Annotated in this window: 20 protein-coding genes; 16 read left to right on the forward strand and 4 right to left on the reverse strand. The window is 66.5% G+C overall.

Annotated features, from left to right (window positions below; all coding sequences use genetic code 11):
- The first annotated feature begins 89 nt into the window (after positions 1-89).
- From N5D48_RS03300 to N5D48_RS03335, 8 genes are all read left to right on the forward strand, one after another.
- Positions 90-1,130 carry an LLM class flavin-dependent oxidoreductase gene (locus tag N5D48_RS03300; protein WP_279880979.1) on the forward strand — a complete coding sequence of 347 codons (1,041 nt, stop codon included), beginning with the start codon at positions 90-92 and terminating at the stop codon, positions 1,128-1,130.
- 311 nt (positions 1,131-1,441) lie between these two features.
- Positions 1,442-2,038, forward strand: a complete 597-nt coding sequence (locus N5D48_RS03305; RefSeq protein ID WP_279880981.1) for an amino acid synthesis family protein — start codon at positions 1,442-1,444, stop codon at positions 2,036-2,038.
- A gap of 68 nt (positions 2,039-2,106) precedes the next feature.
- Positions 2,107-2,940 (forward strand): alpha/beta fold hydrolase, encoded by an 834-nt coding sequence (locus N5D48_RS03310; RefSeq protein ID WP_279880984.1) that lies wholly within the window; start codon positions 2,107-2,109, stop codon positions 2,938-2,940.
- Positions 2,937-4,418, forward strand: coding sequence for an aldehyde dehydrogenase (locus N5D48_RS03315; protein ID WP_279880986.1), 1,482 nt, complete (start codon positions 2,937-2,939; stop codon positions 4,416-4,418). Before N5D48_RS03310 ends, N5D48_RS03315 begins: the two co-directional genes overlap by 4 nt.
- 12 nt (positions 4,419-4,430) lie before the next feature.
- Positions 4,431-4,916, forward strand: a complete 486-nt coding sequence (locus tag N5D48_RS03320) for a flavin reductase family protein (RefSeq protein WP_279880988.1) — start codon at positions 4,431-4,433, stop codon at positions 4,914-4,916.
- A 159-nt stretch (positions 4,917-5,075) separates the two neighbouring features.
- Positions 5,076-5,465, forward strand: coding sequence for a carboxymuconolactone decarboxylase family protein (locus N5D48_RS03325; protein WP_279880990.1), 390 nt, complete (start codon positions 5,076-5,078; stop codon positions 5,463-5,465).
- An 89-nt stretch (positions 5,466-5,554) separates the two neighbouring features.
- Positions 5,555-6,307 carry a GntR family transcriptional regulator gene (locus tag N5D48_RS03330; protein WP_279880992.1) on the forward strand — a complete coding sequence of 251 codons (753 nt, stop codon included), beginning with the start codon at positions 5,555-5,557 and terminating at the stop codon, positions 6,305-6,307.
- A 2-nt stretch (positions 6,308-6,309) separates the two neighbouring features.
- Entirely contained in the window at positions 6,310-6,873 is a 564-nt protein-coding gene (locus N5D48_RS03335) for an NUDIX hydrolase (protein WP_279880994.1), read from the forward strand.
- Positions 6,874-6,884: 11 nt separating this feature from the next.
- On the opposite strand, the gene glcC is transcribed toward N5D48_RS03335, so the two are convergent.
- Positions 6,885-7,643, reverse strand: a complete 759-nt coding sequence (gene glcC, locus N5D48_RS03340; protein WP_279880996.1) for a transcriptional regulator GlcC — start codon at positions 7,641-7,643, stop codon at positions 6,885-6,887.
- Between the two features lie 177 nt (positions 7,644-7,820).
- Here glcC and glcD point away from each other — a divergent pair, with 177 nt between their 5' ends.
- From glcD to N5D48_RS03360, 4 genes are read left to right on the forward strand one after another with little or no spacing between them, the layout of a single operon-like run.
- Positions 7,821-9,320, forward strand: coding sequence for a glycolate oxidase subunit GlcD (gene glcD / locus N5D48_RS03345; RefSeq protein ID WP_279880998.1), 1,500 nt, complete (start codon positions 7,821-7,823; stop codon positions 9,318-9,320).
- Entirely contained in the window at positions 9,320-10,366 is a 1,047-nt protein-coding gene (glcE, locus tag N5D48_RS03350) for a glycolate oxidase subunit GlcE (RefSeq protein ID WP_279881000.1), read from the forward strand. The genes glcD and glcE overlap by 1 nt, the downstream gene beginning before the upstream one ends.
- A 9-nt stretch (positions 10,367-10,375) precedes the next feature.
- The gene (gene glcF, locus N5D48_RS03355) at positions 10,376-11,611 is read left to right on the forward strand and encodes a glycolate oxidase subunit GlcF (protein ID WP_279881002.1); all 1,236 of its coding nucleotides are present in this window, start codon (positions 10,376-10,378) and stop codon (positions 11,609-11,611) included.
- A complete protein-coding gene (locus tag N5D48_RS03360) occupies positions 11,604-12,002 on the forward strand; it encodes a heme-binding protein (RefSeq protein ID WP_279881004.1) in 399 nt (132 codons plus the stop codon). The genes glcF and N5D48_RS03360 overlap by 8 nt, the downstream gene beginning before the upstream one ends.
- On the opposite strand, the gene N5D48_RS03365 is transcribed toward N5D48_RS03360, so the two are convergent.
- Positions 12,003-12,584 carry a flavin reductase family protein gene (locus N5D48_RS03365; protein ID WP_279881006.1) on the reverse strand — a complete coding sequence of 194 codons (582 nt, stop codon included), beginning with the start codon at positions 12,582-12,584 and terminating at the stop codon, positions 12,003-12,005.
- A gap of 243 nt (positions 12,585-12,827) precedes the next feature.
- On the opposite strand from N5D48_RS03365, the gene N5D48_RS03370 reads away from it, so the two are divergent.
- Both N5D48_RS03370 and N5D48_RS03375 read left to right on the forward strand, forming a co-directional pair.
- Positions 12,828-13,151: a hypothetical protein gene (locus tag N5D48_RS03370; RefSeq protein WP_279881009.1), complete on the forward strand. Its 324-nt coding sequence runs from the start codon at positions 12,828-12,830 to the stop codon at positions 13,149-13,151.
- A 121-nt stretch (positions 13,152-13,272) separates the two neighbouring features.
- The gene (locus N5D48_RS03375) at positions 13,273-14,706 is read left to right on the forward strand and encodes a PLP-dependent aminotransferase family protein (protein WP_279881012.1); all 1,434 of its coding nucleotides are present in this window, start codon (positions 13,273-13,275) and stop codon (positions 14,704-14,706) included.
- Here the strand turns inward: N5D48_RS03375 and N5D48_RS03380 are convergent.
- Both N5D48_RS03380 and N5D48_RS03385 read right to left on the reverse strand, forming a co-directional pair.
- Positions 14,699-15,892, reverse strand: a complete 1,194-nt coding sequence (locus N5D48_RS03380; protein WP_279881014.1) for a cyanate transporter — start codon at positions 15,890-15,892, stop codon at positions 14,699-14,701. The two genes, N5D48_RS03375 and N5D48_RS03380, sit on opposite strands and share 8 nt — an antisense overlap.
- Positions 15,889-16,347: a nucleoside deaminase gene (locus N5D48_RS03385; protein WP_279881016.1), complete on the reverse strand. Its 459-nt coding sequence runs from the start codon at positions 16,345-16,347 to the stop codon at positions 15,889-15,891. The genes N5D48_RS03380 and N5D48_RS03385 overlap by 4 nt, the downstream gene beginning before the upstream one ends.
- A 193-nt stretch (positions 16,348-16,540) precedes the next feature.
- Between N5D48_RS03385 and N5D48_RS03390 the strand changes: the two genes are divergently transcribed.
- Positions 16,541-16,978, forward strand: a complete 438-nt coding sequence (locus N5D48_RS03390; protein ID WP_279881020.1) for a carboxymuconolactone decarboxylase family protein — start codon at positions 16,541-16,543, stop codon at positions 16,976-16,978.
- 580 nt (positions 16,979-17,558) lie between these two features.
- Positions 17,559-18,971: a cytosine permease gene (locus tag N5D48_RS03395; RefSeq protein WP_279881022.1), complete on the forward strand. Its 1,413-nt coding sequence runs from the start codon at positions 17,559-17,561 to the stop codon at positions 18,969-18,971.
- The last annotated feature ends 38 nt before the right edge of the window (positions 18,972-19,009 follow it).

The raw sequence follows: 19,009 nt of genomic DNA on the forward strand, positions 1-19,009 counted from the left end.
GAAGGCCTGTCGATCAATTGGCCACTGCCACACTGAAACCTGCCCCGGCAGGCGGCAACAAGACAACAACAAGCTCCGAGGAAAGCCCCATGAAATTTTCGCTGTTCGTGCACATGGAACGTTGGGATGAGCAGGTCAGCCACCGACAGCTGTTCGAAGACCTGACCGAACTGACCCTGATGGCAGAAAACGGCGGTTTCAGCACCGTGTGGATCGGCGAACACCACGCCATGGAATACACCATCTCGCCAAGCCCCATGCCGCTGCTGGCCTACCTGGCCGCCCGCACCGAGAAGATCCGCCTGGGCGCCGGCACCCTCATCGCGCCGTTCTGGAACCCGATCCGCGTGGCCGGCGAATGCGCCCTGCTCGACGTGATCAGCAACGGTCGCATGGAGGTGGGCCTGGCCCGCGGCGCCTACCAGTTCGAGTTCGATCGCATGGCCAATGGCATGCCGGCCACCGACGGCGGCAAGGCCCTGCGCGAGATGGTCCCGGTGGTGCGCAAGTTATGGGAGGGCGACTACGCCCACGACGGCGAGGTCTACAAGTTCCCCACCTCCACCAGTGTGCCGAAGCCGTTCAACGCCGCACCGCCGATGTGGATCGCCGCCCGCGACCCGGACTCGCACAACTTCGCCGTGGCCAACGGCTGCAACGTCATGGTCACCCCGCTGATGAAGGGCGACGAAGAGGTGCTGGACCTGAGAAACAAGTTCCAGGCCGCCCTGGACAACAACCCGGACATACCCCGCCCACAACTGATGGTGCTGCGCCACACCCATGTACACAGCCCGGCCGAGCCGGACGGCTGGAAGATCGGCGCCCAGGCCATCTCGCGCTTCTACCGCACCTTCGATGCCTGGTTCGGCAACAAGACCACGCCGGTCAATGGTTTCCTCGAACCCAGTCCGGAATCGAAGTTCGCCGAGGTACCGGCGTTCGAGCTGGAGAACATTCGCCGGAACACCATGATCGGCACGCCCGAGGAGATCATCGCGCGCATCCGCTACTACCAGGAGCTGGGCGTCGACGAGTTCAGCTTCTGGTGCGACAACAGCCTGCCCCACAGGGAAAAGAAGAAGTCGCTGGAGCTGTTCATCAAGCAAGTGGTGCCGGCGTTCGCCTGAATTCCCTTTGCCTGAAAGATTGCGGGAACCAGCCCGCTCTCAGCGCTTTCGCGGCCGCTGAGAGTGGGCATTTTTTTGAGCGCGGCTCAAACAGATCTGGCCTCTTCGCGGGCAAGCCCGCTCTCACAAGGGACGCGGTACCTGTGGGAGCGGGCTTGCCCGCGAAGAGGCCAGTACAGAGATCAGAAAGTTCAAGGCATCAGGCCACCTTTCGTCCCCTCGCAAGAGAAATTTCAAACCACCTCTTGCGCACAAGGTATTATGGTATACCATCAGACAATAAAAACTGATAACCCTCACCAGGAGTCCCCATGAGTTTCGAAATCCGCAAGATCGTCACCTACTCCGAAGAGACCCGCATAGAAGGCGGCAAGGTCACCGACCAGCCGGTGACCATGGTCGGCCTGGCCGTGGTGATCAAGAACCCGTGGGCCGGTCTTGGCTTTGTCGAGGACCTCAAGCCCGAGATCCGCGCCAACTGCTCCGACCTCGGCGCGCTGATGGTCGAGCGCCTGACCGCTGCCATCGGCGGCGCTGACAAGATCGAAGCCTATGGCAAGGCCGCCGTGGTCGGCGCCGACGGCGAGATCGAGCACGCCTCTGCGGTGATCCACACCCTGCGCTTCGGCAACCACTACCGCGAAGCCGTACAGGCCAAGAGCTACCTGAGCTTCACCAACAAGCGCGGTGGCCCAGGCACCTCGATTCAGATCCCGATGATGCACAAGGACGACGAAGGCCTGCGCTCGCACTACATCACCCTGGAAATGCAGATCGAGGACGCCCCCCGCGCCGACGAGATCGTCGTGGTGCTGGGCGCCGCCGACGGCGGTCGCCTGCACCCGCGCATCGGCAACCGCTACATCGACCTGGAAGAACTGGCTGCCGAAAAGGCCGACGCTCGATAACGACAACCCAGACGGGCCGGGGCGTGGCGAGCATACCCGTCGTGCCCGACCTTCAAGGAGCGCCCTCCATGATTCAGCCTGTCGCTGAACGTACACCGACCGGGACCAGCTACCTGGCCCTGGGCCAGGGCCAAGCCGTGGTGCTGATCCACGGCGTGGGCCTGAACAAGGAAATGTGGGGCGGACAGTTCGTCGGCCTGGCCAACGACTACCGCGTCATCGCCTACGACATGCTCGGCCACGGCCAGAGCACCCTGCCCGCCGCCGACATCGGCCTGGAAGGCTACGCCGCGCAACTGGCCGAACTGCTCGACCACCTGCAGCTCCAGCAAGCCACTGTCATCGGCTTCTCCATGGGCGGCCTGGTGGCGCGGGCCTTCGCCCTGCACTATCCGCAGCGCCTGACCGCGCTGGTGGAGCTCAACAGTGTGTTCAACCGCACGCCCGAACAGAGCGCAGGGGTCATCGCCCGCGCCGCGCAAGCCTACGAGCAAGGCCCCGACGCCAACGTCGACGCCGCGCTGGAGCGCTGGTTCAGCCGCGAATACAAGGCCGCAAACCCGGCCCAGGTCGCCGCCATCCGGCAGATCCTGGCGAGCAACGACCCGCAGGGCTACCACACCACCTATTCGCTGTTCGCCACCCAGGACATGTACCGTGCCGATGAGCTGGGCAGCATCCAGGTACCGACGCTGATCGCCACCGGCGAACTCGACAGCGGCTCCACCCCGACCATGGCCCGCCAGCTCGCCGCGCGCATTCCCGGCGCCCACAGCGTGGTGCTCGCCGAGCAGCGACACATGATGCCGGTGGAAGCGCCGCGCGAAGTCAACAAGATGCTGCTGGACTTCCTCAGGCAAGCCCACACCCTCACCGAATCCGCCAAGGGGATAGTTGCATGACCCTCGTTCGTTTCCAGATGTGCATCGACGGCCAGTGGCGCGATGCCCAGCGCGGCAAGACCTTCGACAGCCTCGACCCGGCCACCGCCACGGCCTGGGCGCAACTGCCCGACGCAGACGAAAGCGACGTGGAACTGGCCGTGCAGGCCGCCCAGCGCGCCTTCGAAAACCCAGCCTGGCGCGGCCTCAGCGCCACCGCCCGGGGCAAGCTGCTGCGTCGCCTCGGCGACCTGATCGCCGAGCACAAGGAGCACCTGGCCCAGTTGGAAAGCCGCGACAACGGCAAGCTGATCCGCGAGACCCGCGGCCAGGTCGGCTACCTGCCGGAGTTCTTCCACTACACCGCGGGCCTGGCCGACAAGCTCGAAGGCGGCACCCTGCCGCTGGACAAGCCCGACCTGTTCGCCTACACCGTGCACGAGCCGATCGGCGTGGTGGCCGGGATCATCCCGTGGAACAGCCCGCTGTATCTGACCGCGATCAAGCTCGCTCCGGCCCTGGCGGCCGGCAACACCATCGTGCTCAAGCCCTCCGAGCACGCCTCGGCGACCATCCTCGAGCTGGCCCGCCTGGCCCTGGAGGCCGGCTTCCCGGCCGGCGTGGTCAACGTGGTGACCGGGTACGGCCCGAGTACCGGCGCGGCGCTGACCCGCCACCCGCTGGTGCGCAAGATCGCCTTCACCGGCGGTGCCGCCACCGCCCGCCATGTGGTGCGCAGCAGCGCCGAGAACTTCGCCAGGTTGTCGCTGGAGCTGGGCGGCAAGTCGCCGAACATCATCTTCGCCGACGCCGACCTGGACAGTGCCGTCAACGGCGCGGTCGCCGGCATCTACGCGGCCTCCGGGCAAAGCTGCGTGGCCGGCTCGCGCCTGCTGGTGCAGGACGAGATCTTCGATGACTTCGTCGAGCGCCTGATCGCCCGCGCCAAACGCATCCGTATCGGCAACCCGCAGCAAGAGAGCAGCGAGATGGGCCCGATCGCCACCGCCCAGCAACTGGCCGTGGTCGAGAGCATGGTGGCCGCCGCCGTGGCCGAAGGCGCCAGGCTGCGCCTGGGCGGAAAACGCGCCGAGGTCGAGGGCGGCGGCTGGTTCTACGAGCCGACCCTGTTCGAATGCGACAGCAATGCAATGAGCATCATGCAGGAAGAGGTGTTCGGCCCGGTCGCGGCGGTGATCCGCTTCAAGACCGAGGAGCAGGCGCTGGCGATGGCCAACGACTCGCAATTCGGCCTGGCCGCCGGTATCTGGACCCGCGACCTGGGCCGCGCCCATCGCCTGGCCCGCGATGTGCGTTCGGGAATCATCTGGGTCAACACCTACCGCGCCGTGTCGGCCATGGCCCCGATCGGCGGCTTCAAGAACAGCGGCTATGGCCGCGAGAGCGGCATCGACTCGGTGCTGGCCTATACCGAGCTGAAGACGGTGTGGATCAACCTCTCCACCGCGCCCATGCCCGATCCCTTTGTAATGCGCTAGGAGAATCACATCATGATCGAACCAGGCATCTACAAAGACGTGATGGGCTCGTTCCCGTCCGGCGTCACCGTGGTCACCACCCTGGACGCCGAGGGCGCCATCGTCGGCATCACCGCCAGCGCGTTCAGCGCGCTGTCGATCGAGCCGGCGCTGGTGCTGTTCTGCCCCAATTACGCCTCCGACACCTACCCGGTGCTGCGCGACAGCAAACAGTTCGCCATCCACCTGCTGTCCGCCGACCAGACCGCCGAAGCCTATGCCTTCGCTGGCAAGGGCAAGGACAAGGCCAACGGCATCGACTGGCACCTGAGCGAGCTGGGCAACCCGTTGCTGGCCAAGGCCACGGCGATCATCGAGTGCGAGCTGTGGCGCGAGTATGACGGCGGCGACCACGCGATCATCGTCGGCCAGGTGAAGAACCTGGTGCTGCCCGCGCAGCCGGTAACGCCGATGGTGTACCACAAGGGCAAGCTCGGCGGGTTGCCGCCACTGGGCTGATGCCCAGCCGGAAATCGGCGCTGGCCTGTTCGCGGGTAAACCCGCTCCCACAGGGACTGCACATGGCTCAAGGACAGTGAAGATCCTGTGGGAGCGGGTTTACCCGCGAAGAACACGACACCGATCCCCCTTTTTCTTGACCATGCAGGAACCCGCACCATGAGTAACGACAAATACGAAAAAGGCCTGCAGATCCGCACCCAGGTACTCGGCGAGGACTACGTCACCCGCGCGATCCAGAACGCCGACGACTTCACCCAGCCACTCCAGGCGCTGGTCACCGAATACTGCTGGGGCCACGTCTGGGGCCGCGACGGCTTGTCGCTCAAAGAGCGCAGCATGATAAACTTGGCAATGATTTCCGCGCTCAACCGGCCCCACGAGCTCAAGCTGCATATCCGCGGCGCCCTGCGTAATGGCCTGAGCCGCGAACAGATTCGCGAGATCCTGCTACAAGTCGGCATTTACTGCGGCGTGCCCGCGGCGGTGGACAGCTTCCGCCTGGCCCGCGAGGCGTTCGCCGAAGCCGATGCCGAATCACCCCGTTAACAGCGGGCTGTGTGAACCACTGCAAGGAGTGCCTGGGTTCGTGGCGCTCCGCGATGTTGGCGCAACAGCCTCATAGAAGAGCGCCCCTGATGAAACGCCAGCCCCTCGACGACAGCTTCAAGGTCAACCGCAACCCCGTCACGCTCCGTGAAATCGTGCTCGACAAGCTGCGCGGCGCGATCATGAACTTCCACCTGCTGCCCGGCGATCGCCTGGTCGAGCGCGACCTGTGCGACCGCCTGGGCGTGAGCCGCACCTCGGTGCGCGAGGCCCTGCGCCATCTTGAATCCGAAGGCCTGGTGGAGTTTGCCGACGCCAAGGGCCCGCGCGTGGCCATCATCACCCTGGAAGACGCCCGCGACATCTACGAGCTGCGTTGCGTGCTCGAAGGCCTGATCGTGCAGCTGTTCACCCTCAACGCCAAGGCCAAGGACATCCGCGCCCTGGAGCGCGCCCTGGAGGTCAACCGCGAGGCGCTGGAGGAAGGCGAACTGGCCCAGGTGCTCGACTCGGTGCAAGGCTTCTACGACGTGCTGCTCGAGGGCTCGGGCAACCAGGTCGCGGCTCAGCAGCTGCGCCAGTTGCAGGCGCGCATCAGCTACCTGCGCGCCACCTCGGTGTCTCAGGAGAACCGCCGCGGCGCCAGCAATCGCGAGATGGAAAAGATCGTCGAGGCGATCAGGAGTGGTGATCCCCAGGCCGCCCACCAGGCCTCGGTCGACCATGTGCGCGCCGCCGCCAAGGTCGCCCTGGACTACCTGCGCCAGAAACAGGACGACAACGCCAAGGTCCGCGAAATCGTCGCCCCCCTGCCCCTCAAGGACCCTCGCGTAGGCCGCTGACCATGCCCACCGCCCCGCGCTACTGCCCATACTGCACCACGCAACTGGCCCGGGGCGTGCCCGATGGCGATACCCACGAGCGTCTGCACTGCACCGCCTGTGGCTATGTGCATTACGTCAATCCCAAGATCATCGCCGGCTGCATCATCGAGCGCGACGGCAAGTACCTCTTGTGCCAGCGCGCCATCCCGCCGCGCCCCGGCACCTGGACCCTGCCCGCCGGGTTCATGGAGGCCGGCGAGACCACCGAGCAGGCGGCGTTGCGCGAAGTATGGGAAGAGAGCGGCGTGCGCGCACAGATCGTCTCGCCCTATTCGATCTTCAGCGTGCCGACGATCAGCGAGGTGTATATCGTCTTTCGCGCCATCGCCACCGAGGAGACCGGGCAGCATGGCCCGGAAACCCTGGCCTACCGATTCTTCGCGGCGGATGAGATTCCCTGGGAGCAGATCTACTACCCGGCGATCAGGCAGATTCTCGAGCGCTATATCCTCGAGCGACAGGCCGGCGTCTATGGCCTCTACATGGGCAACGACGACACCGGCACGGTGCACTTCATCCGCTGACCCGCATCGCGCTATTGCCAGCCGTCCATGCGCATGGTCGCCCGCACCAGGCGCTGTTGTTCCTGTTCGATCTCGCGCAGGCTGTCGCGCACACCATGGATGTGATCGCGCGCCGCCCGCTGGGCCTGCTCGGGTAGCTGCTCCATGACCGCCTGATACAAGCGCGCGTGCTGGCGGTCGATCTGGCGCTTCTGCACAGGTCGGCAGTAAAGGTTGTTGACCGAGGCGAACACACTGCTCAGGGTCAGGTCGCTGAGCGATTGCAGGGTATGCACCAGTACCGGATTGTGCGACGCCTCGCTGATCGCCCGGTGGAAGGCGTGATCCCGCCGGGCATGCTCGCGCGCATCCACCGGCACGCGACCATCATGGGCGGCCAGCATGTCCTCGTAGCGCCGCCGGATCAGCAGACGGTCCACTTCGGTGGCGCGCACCGCGGCCAGGCGCGCGGACTCGCCCTCGAGCATCGCCCGCACTTCCAGCAGGTCGAACAAGGTGCGTGGCTGTGAGCGGAACAGGTGCATCAGCGGGCTGGTATCGGCCTGGCCGCTGAGGTCGGCAACGAACGAGCCACGGCCCTGCTCGGTATCGATGATGCCGCGCCCGCGCAGGATGCGCAGGCCCTCACGCAAAGCCGAGCGCGAGCAACCGAGCTTGTCCACCAGGCGTCGCTCCGAAGGCAGTGCCTGCCCGACCTTGAGCACGCCATCGACGATCAGCCTCTCGACCCGCCCGGCCACCTGATCGGCCACCTTGACCCTTACGCTCATCCACTGCCTCCAACTGGTAGGACCACTGCGCGTGGCTCCGCTCGTGCCACACGCCAAGACCACAGCTAGCGTAGTACGTCCCGGACAAACTGGTAGGACCAGCCGCCAAAGCGCTCGACGAGCATCCTATTGCCGCCCAGCCTGACGGGAACAACAAGAATCCACCGAGTGAGCCCGATGAACATCCTCCACGACGAACGCATCGATGGCCCGTTGCCTACCGTCGACAAGACCGAACTGCTGAAGACCCTGCGCGCCGCCCTCCCCGACCTCGACATCCTGCACCGCGACGAAGACCTCAAGCCCTATGAATGCGACGGTCTCTCGGCCTACCGCACGGTGCCTCTGCTGGTGGTGCTGCCCGAGCGCCTGGAGCAGGTGCAGGCGCTGCTCAGGCTCTGCCACCAGCGTGGCGTGCCCGTGGTGGCGCGAGGGGCCGGCACCGGCCTGTCCGGTGGTGCCCTGCCGCTGAGCCAGGGCATCCTGCTGGTGATGGCACGCTTCAAGCGCATCCTTGAAATCAACCCACAAGGTCGCTACGCCCGTGTACAGCCCGGCGTGCGCAACCTGGCGATCTCCCAGGCGGCGGCGCCCCACGGTTTGTACTACGCGCCGGACCCGTCCTCGCAGATCGCCTGCTCGATCGGCGGCAATGTCGCCGAGAACGCCGGCGGCGTGCATTGCCTCAAGTACGGCTTGACCGTGCACAATCTGCTCAAGGTGGACATCCTCACCGTCGAGGGCGAGCACCTGGTGCTCGGCAGTGACGCCCTGGACACCCCGGGCTTCGACCTGCTGGCACTGTTCACCGGCTCCGAAGGCATGCTTGGAATCGTCACCGAGGTGACCGTCAAGCTGCTGCCCAGGCCGCAGGTGGCGCGAGTGCTACTGGCCAGCTTCGACAGCGTCGAGCACGCTGGACGAGCGGTGGCCGAGATCATCGCCGCCGGCATCATCCCCGCTGGGCTGGAGATGATGGACAACCTGGCGATCCGCGCCGCCGAGGACTTCGTCCACGCCGGCTACCCGGTGGATGCAGCGGCGATCCTGTTGTGCGAACTCGATGGCGTCGAGGCCGACGTCGAGGACGACTGCCAGCGCGTCGACACCCTGCTGCGCCAGGCCGGCGCGCGCGACGTGCGCCTGGCCTGCGACGAGGCCGAGCGGGCGCGCTTCTGGGCCGGGCGCAAGAATGCCTTTCCGGCGGTGGGGCGCCTCTCGCCGGACTACTACTGCATGGACGGCACCATCCCGCGTCGTGAACTGTCACGGGTGCTCAAGCGCATCGGCGCGCTTTCCGAGCAGTACGGCCTGCGCGTGGCCAACGTGTTCCACGCCGGTGACGGCAATATGCATCCGCTGATCCTGTTCGACGCCAACCTGCCCGGCGAACTGGAGCGGGCCGAGGCCATCGGCGGCAAGATCCTCGAGCTGTGCGTGGCGGTGGGCGGCAGCATCACCGGCGAGCATGGCGTGGGCAGGGAGAAGATCAATCAGATGTGCGCCCAGTTCAACAGCGACGAGATCACCCTGTTCCACGCCATCAAGGCCGCCTTCGACCCACTGGGCCTGCTCAATCCCGGCAAGAACATTCCCACCCTGCAGCGCTGCGCCGAGTTCGGCGCCATGCACGTGCATCACGGGCAACTGCCGTTCCCCGACCTGGAGCGCTTCTGATGAACGCCGACCTCAGTCAGGACCTGCTCGAGCAGGTCAACCAGGCGCTGAACCTGGGCACGCCGCTGCGCATCCAGGGCGGCAACAGCAAGGCCATGCTCGGGCGCCCGGTGGCCGGCGAAATCGTCGACACCCGGGGCCATCGCGGCATCATCAGCTACGAACCGAGCGAACTGGTGCTGACGGCGCGCGCCGGCACACCGCTGGCAGACATCGAGGCGACCCTGCACCAGGCCGGCCAGATGCTGCCCTGCGAGCCTCCGCACCTGGGGACCGGGGCGACGCTCGGCGGCATGGTCGCCGCCGGCCTCTCCGGGCCACGCCGGCCCTGGGCCGGCGCGGTACGCGACTATGTGCTCGGTACCCGGCTGATCACCGGCCACGGCAAGCTGCTGCGCTTTGGCGGCGAGGTGATGAAGAACGTCGCCGGCTACGATGTGTCACGGTTGATGGCCGGCAGCTTCGGCTGCCTGGGCCTGCTGACCGAGGTATCGCTGAAAGTGCTGCCACGGCCACGCCAATGTCAGAGCCTGCGCCTGGAGATGAACCATCATCGAGCCCTGGCCGCACTGGCCGAATGGGGCCAGCAACCCCTGCCGATCAGCGCCGCCTGCCACGACGGCGAAGCCCTGTACCTACGCCTCGAAGGCGGCGAAGGGTCGGTGCGCTCGGCCGCCGATCGGCTGGGAGGCGACGTGCTGGACAGTCGGTTCTGGAGCGATCTGCGCGAGCAGCGCCTGGCGTTCTTCAGCGACCCTGCGCCGTTGTGGCGCCTGTCGCTACCCAATGCCACAGACGTGTTGGACCTGCCGGGCCGGCAGTTGCTCGACTGGGGCGGCGCCCAACGCTGGCTGAAATCCGACGTGCCAGCGCAGGCCCTTCGCGAGCAGATCGCCCGCTACGGCGGCCATGCCACCGCCTACACGCCCGGCGACGACAGTTGGGCGCCACTGGCCCCGGCCATGCTGCGCTATCACCTGGCGCTGAAACACCAACTCGATCCCCAGGGCATCTTCAACCCTGGCCGCCTGTACGCCGACCTGTGAGGCTCGACCATGCAAACCCACCTCAGCGAATCCGCCCGCCGACTTGCTCGCGGTGAAGAAGCCGAGCGCATCCTGCGCAGCTGCGTGCATTGCGGCTTCTGTACCGCCACCTGCCCCACCTACCAGTTGCTCGGCGACGAGCTGGACGGGCCACGCGGGCGCATCTACCTGATCAAGCAGGTACTCGAAGGCGAGCCGGTCACGGCCAGCACGCAACAGCATCTGGATCGCTGCCTGAGCTGCCGCAACTGCGAAACCACCTGTCCGTCGGGGGTCAAGTACCACGACCTGCTCGACATTGGCCGCGCCGTGGTCGACCAGCAAGTGCGACGTCCGCTGAACCAGCGGTTGCTACGTAATGGCTTGCGCGCCTTGGTACCACGCCCTGCCGCACTCAAGGCCCTGGTCCACGCCGGGCTGGCGTTGCGCCCACTGCTGCCGGCCGGCCTCAAGGACAAGCTGCCTGCCCAGGTGCCAGCGCCGGGCCACCACCCCATCCCGCGCCATGCCCGCCGTGTGCTGCTGCTCGAAGGCTGCGTGCAGCAAGCACTGTCGCCAAACACCAATGCCGCCGCCACGCGCCTGCTCGACCGCCTGGGCATCAGCGTCGAGCCAATCCGCGAAGCCGGTTGCTGTGGCGCCGTCGACTATCACCTGGACGCCCAGCAACAAGGCCTGCAACGTGCCCGGCGCAACATCGATGCCTGGTGGCCAACGGTCGAGGCCGGCGCCGAGGCCATCGTGCAGACGGCCAGCGGCTGCGGCGCGTTCGTGCGCGACTATGGCCACCTGCTGGAAAACGACCCGCGCTATGCCGCCAAGGCCGCGCGCGTCAGTGCGCTGTCCCGCGACCTGGTCCAGGTGCTGCAGGCCGAACCCCTCGAGCGGCTCGGGGTGTGCGCCGAACAACGCCTGGCCTTCCACTGCCCTTGCACGCTGCAGCACGCGCTCGGGCTCGGCGGCGCGGTCGAAGCGCTGCTGACCCGGCTGGGCTTTCACCTGACCGCCGTGCCCGATGGCCACTTGTGCTGCGGCTCGGCAGGCACCTACTCGCTGACCCAACCGGTGCTGTCGCGCCAGTTGCGCGACAACCGCCTGGCGGCGTTGGAGAGCGATCAGCCGCACGTCATCGCCACTGCCAACATCGGCTGCCAACTGCACCTCGGCGGCGCCGGACGCACCCCCGTGCGGCACTGGGTCGAAATCATCGAAGCGGCACTCGAAACGGAGGCCTCGCATGCATAGCAAATCCGTGCTGGATCAGCAGGACATCACGCGGCTGCTCGACGCCGCCCGCCAGCGAGCCCTGGCCGAACAGTGGGCGGTGACCATCGCGGTGGTCGACGATGGCGGCCATCCGCTGGCCCTGGAGCGCATGGACGGCTGTGCGCCAGCCAGCGCCTACATCGCCCTGGAGAAAGCCCGCAGCGCAGCACTGGGCCGGCGCGAAACGCGGGACTACGAGCAGATGGTCAACGGCGGGCGCACGGCGTTCATCACCGCGCCGCTGCTGACCAGCCTCGAAGGGGGGGTGCCATTGCGGGTCGACGGCCAGGTGATCGGGGCGATCGGCGTGTCCGGGGTCAGGCCCGAGCAGGATGCCGAGGTGGCCAAGGCAGGGGCCGCGGGCCTGTGATCAGCCGTTCTGCTCGATCACCAACGGCTCGCCGATCGCATAGAAATGCCCACCGGCCACATAGTGCAGGCTGCGCCAGGCCGGGTCGGCGTGCTCGTACGCCCAGTGCCCGTCACGGAACACCCGGTCGTCGGCCCAGGCCGCGACCACTTCGCCGATGAACAGATCGTAGGTCTGCTGATTGTGTGGCTCGTCGATCACCCGGCACATCAGCCAGGCCGAGCAACCGTTGACCAGCGGCGCCGAATAACCCTCGACCCGGGCCAGGGCGACACCGATGCTGGCCAGCTTGTCGGGCTGGTCGAACAGACTTTGGCTGCCGACCTGGTAGGTCAACCTGGCCTGCGCCGCATTGGGCACCTGCAGCACGAACCAGCCACTGCCCTCCACCAGTTGGCGGGTGCGGGCGGTCTTGTCGAGCACCACCGTCACCTTGGGCGGGTCGAAATCCAGCGCGCAGGCCCAGGCAGCGGCCATCACGTTGTCGACCCCGTCGTGACTGGCCGAGACCAGCACGGTCGGTCCGTGATTGAGCAGACGATAGGCTTTGGCCAGGGCGACGGGCTGGAAGTGGCTGTGCATGGCTGACCTCGGCAATGCGATTGGATAGATACCAGATTGTGCAACAGCCTCGTGAATCGCACCATCGGCAGCAGGGCTGATACGGATCAAGGCGATGATCAGGCCCTGGCTGTAACTTCGGAACCCTCCTACCAAAAGCACGGACGCTTCCTGATTGCTGCCTACCCGAGGCAAAAACATCATCCGACCTGGAAACCTCAAGGCCGCCCTGCGCGGTCAACGCCTTCCAGACGAGGCCAAGCCATGCCCACCCGAGAATTGCGCCACACCCTACGCCAACTGCTGGCCCATGAGGTCAGCAACCCCGACGACAACCCGCACCTGTCCGGCGTACGCTTCTTCTGCGCCACCGATGAGCACACCCGCCAACTGATCGAACGTGTCGAACTGCTCGCCAGCGAGGCGCTCTTCGACGCCAAGGGGCATGCCATTCCCGCCCGCATGCGCGATGCCGCCATCGATGGCGTGCGCATCAAGCAGAAGCGCAAGGACTGCGACGACGAAACGGTGATCCGCATCGCCCTGCCGGAAAAGGGCTACATCACCATCAGCACCGCCCGCCTCTGAAATCCGCTCGCCCGTGCGAAAGACCCTGGTGCGCGAGTGCGGGCTTGTGACGCCGTCCCTTGCAGCTTTGCCGGCAAACCCCGAAGCTTTGACATCCCTTGCGCTTCGGACTGTCCTCCCGATGGAACTGCACATCCGCCTCGAAGGCCGCAAAGGCCTCGCCGACCAGCTCTACCAGCAACTACGCGCCGGCATCGACAGCGGTCACCTGGCCGCCGGCACCCAACTGCCCCCCACCCGCCTGCTGGCCGAACAGCTCGGTGTGTCGCGCAAGACGGTGGCCGAGGCCTATTCACGCCTGACCTACGACAACCTGCTCAATGGCGTGGTCGGCCGCGGGACCTTCATTGCCCCGCGCCAACCCATCCGTAGCGATGCCAGCGAGGCCGTCCCGCTGGCCGCCGCCGATACCCTCGAACGCTGGCGCCAGCGCACCACGGTGCTGGGCCGGGGCGCGCTGGACGCGCCCTCGCGCTACGACTTCATCGGCGGCGCCTCGAGCAAGGCGCAGTTCCCCTATGACCAGTGGCGCAGTTGCATGAATTACGCCCTGCGCCGCAGCCAGCGGCACACTGAACGGCAATTCGCGGCCCAGGGCCTGCCGGAGCTGCGCGAAGCCATCGCCCACCACATCGCCTACACCCGAGGCGTGCAGTGCGAGGCTGGCGATGTGCTGGTGTGCAACGGCGCCCAACAGGCCCTGGACCTGATCGCCCGGGTGCTGGTCGAGCCCGGCTGCAAGGTGGCCATGGAGGACCCCGGCTACCCACCGGCGCGCCAGCTGTTCCTGGCCTTGGGCGCACGGCTGCAGTCGGTGCCGGTGGACGACCAGGGCATGTGCGTGGAGCCCATCGAGGACGGCACGCGATTGATCTACGTGACGCCGTCGCATCAATTTCCACTGGGCATGCCCATGGCCGAGCCACGACGCCAGGCGCTGCTCGCGCGGGCCGCCGAGCTCGGCGCGCTGATCATCGAGGACGACTACGACTGCGAGTTCCGCTACCAGGGCCCGGCCGCCGAGGCCCTGCAGCGCCTGGACCGACACGGGCTGGTGGCCTATGTCGGGACCTTCTCCAAGACCCTGCTGTCGGAGCTGCGCCTGGGCTATGCGGTGCTCCCCCCGGCAGTGCTGCAAGCCGCCTGCGTGGCCAAGCACCTGAGCGACTGGCATAGTCCGAGCCTGCATCAGTGGGCCTTGGCGCGGTTCATCAGCGAGGGTTACCTGAACAAGCACATCCGTCGCTGCCACGAGGTGTACAGCGCACGCCGCGAGCGGATCCTGAACCGGCTCGGCGGCGATCTCGCGCCCTGGTTCAACGCCGTGCCCGCCAGCGCCGGCTTCCACCTGAGCGCGCTGGCCACGCCCGGCGTCGATGTCGAACTGCTGATCCGCCTGGCGCGCAAGGTCGAGGTGGGCCTTTACTCACTGGCACCGTTCTTCAGCGAGGCCCCGGTACGCCCTGGGTTGGCGCTGGGCTTCGGCGCCATCGAGCTGCTGGACATCGACCCGGCCCTGGATCGCGTGCGCGACACCCTGCAGCAGCTCAGCTGAGTGACGTCACCGATGGGGGCTCGGCACGGGCGATCGCCTGGGCGTAACCGCGCGGGGCGAAACGCGCGGTCACCAGCAGCATCGCCAGCACCGTGCAGGCCAGCAAGGTCCAGGAGGCCTGGAAGTCGCCGCTGACATCACGCAGCCAACCGGTGATGTACGGCACGATCCCGGTGACGATGAAGCCCACGCCCTGAACGAATGCGGCCAGGCTTCCGGCCTCACCCGGTGCGCGCAGGTGCTCGAGGGTCAAGGTGAGACTCAGGCTGAAGCAGGCCCCCAGGCCCAGGCCGATCATCGCCACCCACAGGCCCATCGCGCTGGCCGGCGCCAGCAACAGGCCGAGGAAACCGGCCAGTTGTATCAGCAGGGCCAGCCACAGGCCGGGACGGCGGTCGACCAGGCGGCGCAGCAGCAAGGGCAGGCCCAGGGCACCGGTAACCTGGAAGATCGTCATCAGGCCGACCAGCTCACCGCCACCCTGGGCCGTGCCGCCATGCTCCAGGTGGTACGCCGGAAGCCAGGCCACCATGCTGGTGTAGCCGCCATTGATCAGTCCGAAATACAGGGCCAGCAGCCAGGCGCGACGGTTGCCGAACCAGTGCCCGCCGCCGCCTCCCGCCAGGCTGGGGACCTCCTGCCGTGGGCGCAGGACAAGCCAGGCCAGCAGCGCCAGCAGCGCAGGCACCGCCCACAGGCCGAGGCCGGCCTGCCAGTGGCCGAAGTGCGCGGTAAGCGACGGACCGAGCACAGCCGCCAAGCCGCCACCGCTCATCAGCGCCGCCGAATACAGCCCCATGGTCGCCGCCAGACGGCTGGGGAACCAACGGTTGACCAGCCCCGGCATCATGCCTTGCACCACTGCCACGCCCAGGCCGGCGACCACCGCACTGGCGATCAGCGCCCAGGCGCTGTCCAGTTGCAGACGCCACACGCAAGCCAGGGCGATGGCCGCAAGACCGGCGAGCATGCCACCGTGCTCGCTCAACCAGCGCCGCAGCCAAGGCTGCAGCAGCGGCACAAGGCCCATGCAAAGCACCGGCAACGCAGTCAGCAACGCGGCCTGCTGGTAGCCCAGCCCAGTGCTCTGGCGCATGGGTTCGAGCAACGGGCCGATGCTGGTGAGGATCGGCCGCAGGTTCAGTGCCAGCAACACCACCAGCAACAGGTTCAGTGTCGCCCTCATGCCTGGCCGGCCTGCTGCCACTCGCGGTACAGGCCATCCTCGCCAGCCGGCTTGAGCGGACGCAGCGGCAAGCTCTGCTGCTGCGGCGCACGCGCCATCTGCGCATAGACCGCGGCGGTGGACAGCCCGTAGGGCTCGCCCTCGTCATTGTCATAGGCGAACCAGGCCCGCTCGATGCCACACAGGTGCATGGCTGCCAGGCACATCGGGCAGGGATGGCCGCTGGCGTAGATTTCCGCCCCTTCCAGACGCGCCCGCCCCAAGGTCCGAGCCGCTTGGCGAATCGCCTGCATCTCGGCATGGCTGGTTGGATCCTGGGTGCTGTGGATCTCGTTGACGGCACGGGCCACGACCTGTCCCTGGTACACCAGCACGGCACCGAACGGGCGACCGCCGGCGTGGATGTTGGCACGGGCCAGGTCGAGGGCTTCGCGCATGTAACGTTCGTCGGACATGAATCGGTTCTCCGCTAAAGACCGGCCCATTATCCCGGCTCGGCAGCCACGGCTGAAATGAAGAGATTGCATGCCCATCAGTGGCCAGCTGAATGAGCGATTGGCCTCCTGGCAAAGCGCGCGATTGGCTATTCGACCTGAGCTTGACTGGCGCTAAGGTGACGTCACTTCCCTATCCATCTGGAGCCACACCATGCATGACCGTATCGAATGGGCCAAACACTCGCCGCAAGCCTACAAGGCCATGGTCGGTCTCGAACAGGCCCTGATCGCCTCGGGCCTGGAGCACTCGCTGCTGGAGCTGATCCGCCTGCGTGCCTCGCAGATCAATGGCTGCGCCTATTGCGTCAACATGCACGCCAACGATGCGCGCAAGGCCGGGGAAACCGAAGCCCGCCTGCAGACCTTGAGTGTGTGGCGCGAAACGCGTTATTTCAGCCCACGCGAGCGCGCCGCCCTGGCCTGGGTCGAAAGCCTGACACGCCTGCCCGAGCGTGGCGCGCCGCAGGATGAATATCAGGCGCTGCTTGAGCACTTCTCCAGCTCAGAGGTCGCCAACCTGACCCTGGCCATCGCCACCATCAATGCCTGGAACCGCTTCGGCGTCGGCTTTGCGATGGTGCCCGCTTAAAGCCCATCCCTTTCAAGGTGTTCGCCGTTGGCCTTGCAGCGCCTATCAGATCGAGCGCCGCCCGCGCGGCGCATCGCGACGCAAGGCCGCTCCTACATCTGTTTCGGGCCAATTATTCCTGTGAAAGTACCGCTGCCCGCCTTGGTGCATGCCTCAAGTCAGGCGAGGCGCCAGCAGTGCCCGCCTTGATACCGCGTCGTACCAACAAGGCGGACCAGGCAATGGCGCAGGATGGACTGGCCCGAAACAAATGTAGGAGCGGCCTTGCGTCGCGATGCGCCGCGCGGGCGGCGCTCGATCTGATAGGCGCTGCAAGGCTCGCGGCGAACACCTCGCGGCCCTCACTCGGTCAATCGCCCCCAAGACCTTGAAAGGTCCGCGCCCAAAGCCCGTCAGCGGCACCTGCCAGCCCTCCATGCGACCCGCTGCCAGCCTTAGTTTTTTTAAGGTTCATGAGCACATATTTACTAATTTCTCGATCCCGGCCCGCCCCGCATCATCGCTCCAACAAGAACGCGTCGCCCCTTGCCGGCACGCACCCGGGCAACACCCGATGCCCCACCTTGCCTTGGAGTCAGTCATGACCAGCGCAGCCAATTCGGCCCCCCTCATCGAGAAACACACGATCGGCTACGTGCCGCCGCAAGACCGCCATGGAAAGGTAAGGGATCTGTTCACACTGTGGTTCGGCGGCAACATCGCGCCCTTGCCCATCGTCACCGGCGCGCTGGGCGTGCAGCTATTCCATCTCAACCTCGTGTGGGGCATCGTCGCCATCCTGGTCGGCCACCTGGTCGGCGGCGTGCTCATGGCGCTGCATTCGGCCCAGGGCCCGCAGATGGGCATCCCGCAGATGATCCAGAGCCGCGCCCAGTTCGGCTCGCTCGGCGCATTGCTGGTGGTGGTGATCGCCGGGGTGATGTACATCGGCTTCTTCGCCTCCAACATCGTCCTGGCGGGCAAGTCGCTGCATGGCGTGGTCGAGGCCGTGCCGGTACCGGTGGGCATCGTCATCGGCGCGCTGGGCTCGGGCATCATCGGCATCATCGGCTACCGCTTCATCCATGTGCTCAACCGCATCGGCACCTGGGTGCTGGGCATCGGTATCGTGGTCGGCTTCGGCTACATCTTCAGCCACGTGCAGAGCGACGACTTCCTCACCCGCGGCGGCTTCAACCTGGCCGGCTGGCTGGCCACCGTGTCGCTGGCGGCGCTGTGGCAGATCGCCTTCGCCCCTTATGTGTCGGACTATTCGCGCTACCTGCCGGCCGACGTCAAGGTAAGTTCGACCTTCTGGACCACCTACCTGGGCTCGGCCCTGGGCTCGAGCCTGTCGTTCATCTTCGGCGCGGTCGCGGTGCTGGCGATCCCGGCCGGCATGGACACCATGGACGCGGTCAAGCTCGCCACCGGCACCCTCGGCCCATTGATGCTGGTGCTGTTCCTGCTCAGCGTGATCAGCCACAACGCGCTCAACCTGTACGGCGCGGTGCTGTCGATCATCACCCTGGTGCAGACCTTCGCCTACCGCTGGATCCCCACCGCCAAGAGCCGCGCCGTGCTGTCGCTGATCGTGCTGGCCGCCTGCTGCGTGGTGGCGGTGTTCGCCTCGGCCGACTTCATCGGCCACTTCGTCGACATGGTCCTGGTGCTGCTGGTGGTGCTGGTGCCGTGGACGGCGATCAACCTGATCGACTTCTATGTGATCCACAAGGGCGACTACGACATCGAGTCGATCTTCAAGGTCGACGGCGGCATCTACGGGCGCTACAACCCGCAGGCGCTGATCGCCTACGCGGTGGGCATCGCGGTGCAGATTCCGTTCATGAACACGCCGCTGTATGTCGGGCCGGTGTCGGCGCACATCAACGGCGCCGACCTGTCGTGGCTGGTGGGGCTGGCGATCACCTCGCCGCTGTACTGGTGGCTGGCCAGCCGGGACAGCGCATATCGTCGTCGGCAGACAGGTGCGAAGCTGGCGGCCGGGATCTGACGCCAAGCAAGTGACTCGCCCCCGGAAGACCCGCTATG

The organism is Pseudomonas sp. GD03858, from assembly GCF_029840925.1.
In the GTDB taxonomy this organism is placed as follows: domain Bacteria; phylum Pseudomonadota; class Gammaproteobacteria; order Pseudomonadales; family Pseudomonadaceae; genus Aquipseudomonas.

Excerpts from the sequence above, each read along its gene's own strand:
- N5D48_RS03300 (WP_279880979.1), top strand. The coding sequence starts at position 90 with ATGAAATTTTCGCTGTTCGTGCACATGGAACGTTGGGATGAGCAGGTC.
- N5D48_RS03380 (WP_279881014.1), bottom strand. The coding sequence starts at position 15,892 with ATGAGGGCGACACTGAACCTGTTGCTGGTGGTGTTGCTGGCACTGAAC.
- N5D48_RS03375 (WP_279881012.1), top strand. The coding sequence starts at position 13,273 with ATGGAACTGCACATCCGCCTCGAAGGCCGCAAAGGCCTCGCCGACCAG.
- glcF (WP_279881002.1), top strand. The coding sequence starts at position 10,376 with ATGCAAACCCACCTCAGCGAATCCGCCCGCCGACTTGCTCGCGGTGAA.
- N5D48_RS03305 (WP_279880981.1), top strand. The coding sequence starts at position 1,442 with ATGAGTTTCGAAATCCGCAAGATCGTCACCTACTCCGAAGAGACCCGC.
- N5D48_RS03320 (WP_279880988.1), top strand. The coding sequence starts at position 4,431 with ATGATCGAACCAGGCATCTACAAAGACGTGATGGGCTCGTTCCCGTCC.
- N5D48_RS03365 (WP_279881006.1), bottom strand. The coding sequence starts at position 12,584 with ATGCACAGCCACTTCCAGCCCGTCGCCCTGGCCAAAGCCTATCGTCTG.
- glcC (WP_279880996.1), bottom strand. The coding sequence starts at position 7,643 with ATGAGCGTAAGGGTCAAGGTGGCCGATCAGGTGGCCGGGCGGGTCGAG.
- N5D48_RS03360 (WP_279881004.1), top strand. The coding sequence starts at position 11,604 with ATGCATAGCAAATCCGTGCTGGATCAGCAGGACATCACGCGGCTGCTC.
- N5D48_RS03385 (WP_279881016.1), bottom strand. The coding sequence starts at position 16,347 with ATGTCCGACGAACGTTACATGCGCGAAGCCCTCGACCTGGCCCGTGCC.
- N5D48_RS03390 (WP_279881020.1), top strand. The coding sequence starts at position 16,541 with ATGCATGACCGTATCGAATGGGCCAAACACTCGCCGCAAGCCTACAAG.
- N5D48_RS03335 (WP_279880994.1), top strand. The coding sequence starts at position 6,310 with ATGCCCACCGCCCCGCGCTACTGCCCATACTGCACCACGCAACTGGCC.
- N5D48_RS03315 (WP_279880986.1), top strand. The coding sequence starts at position 2,937 with ATGACCCTCGTTCGTTTCCAGATGTGCATCGACGGCCAGTGGCGCGAT.
- N5D48_RS03330 (WP_279880992.1), top strand. The coding sequence starts at position 5,555 with ATGAAACGCCAGCCCCTCGACGACAGCTTCAAGGTCAACCGCAACCCC.
- N5D48_RS03395 (WP_279881022.1), top strand. The coding sequence starts at position 17,559 with ATGACCAGCGCAGCCAATTCGGCCCCCCTCATCGAGAAACACACGATC.
- N5D48_RS03370 (WP_279881009.1), top strand. The coding sequence starts at position 12,828 with ATGCCCACCCGAGAATTGCGCCACACCCTACGCCAACTGCTGGCCCAT.
- glcD (WP_279880998.1), top strand. The coding sequence starts at position 7,821 with ATGAACATCCTCCACGACGAACGCATCGATGGCCCGTTGCCTACCGTC.
- N5D48_RS03325 (WP_279880990.1), top strand. The coding sequence starts at position 5,076 with ATGAGTAACGACAAATACGAAAAAGGCCTGCAGATCCGCACCCAGGTA.
- N5D48_RS03310 (WP_279880984.1), top strand. The coding sequence starts at position 2,107 with ATGATTCAGCCTGTCGCTGAACGTACACCGACCGGGACCAGCTACCTG.
- glcE (WP_279881000.1), top strand. The coding sequence starts at position 9,320 with ATGAACGCCGACCTCAGTCAGGACCTGCTCGAGCAGGTCAACCAGGCG.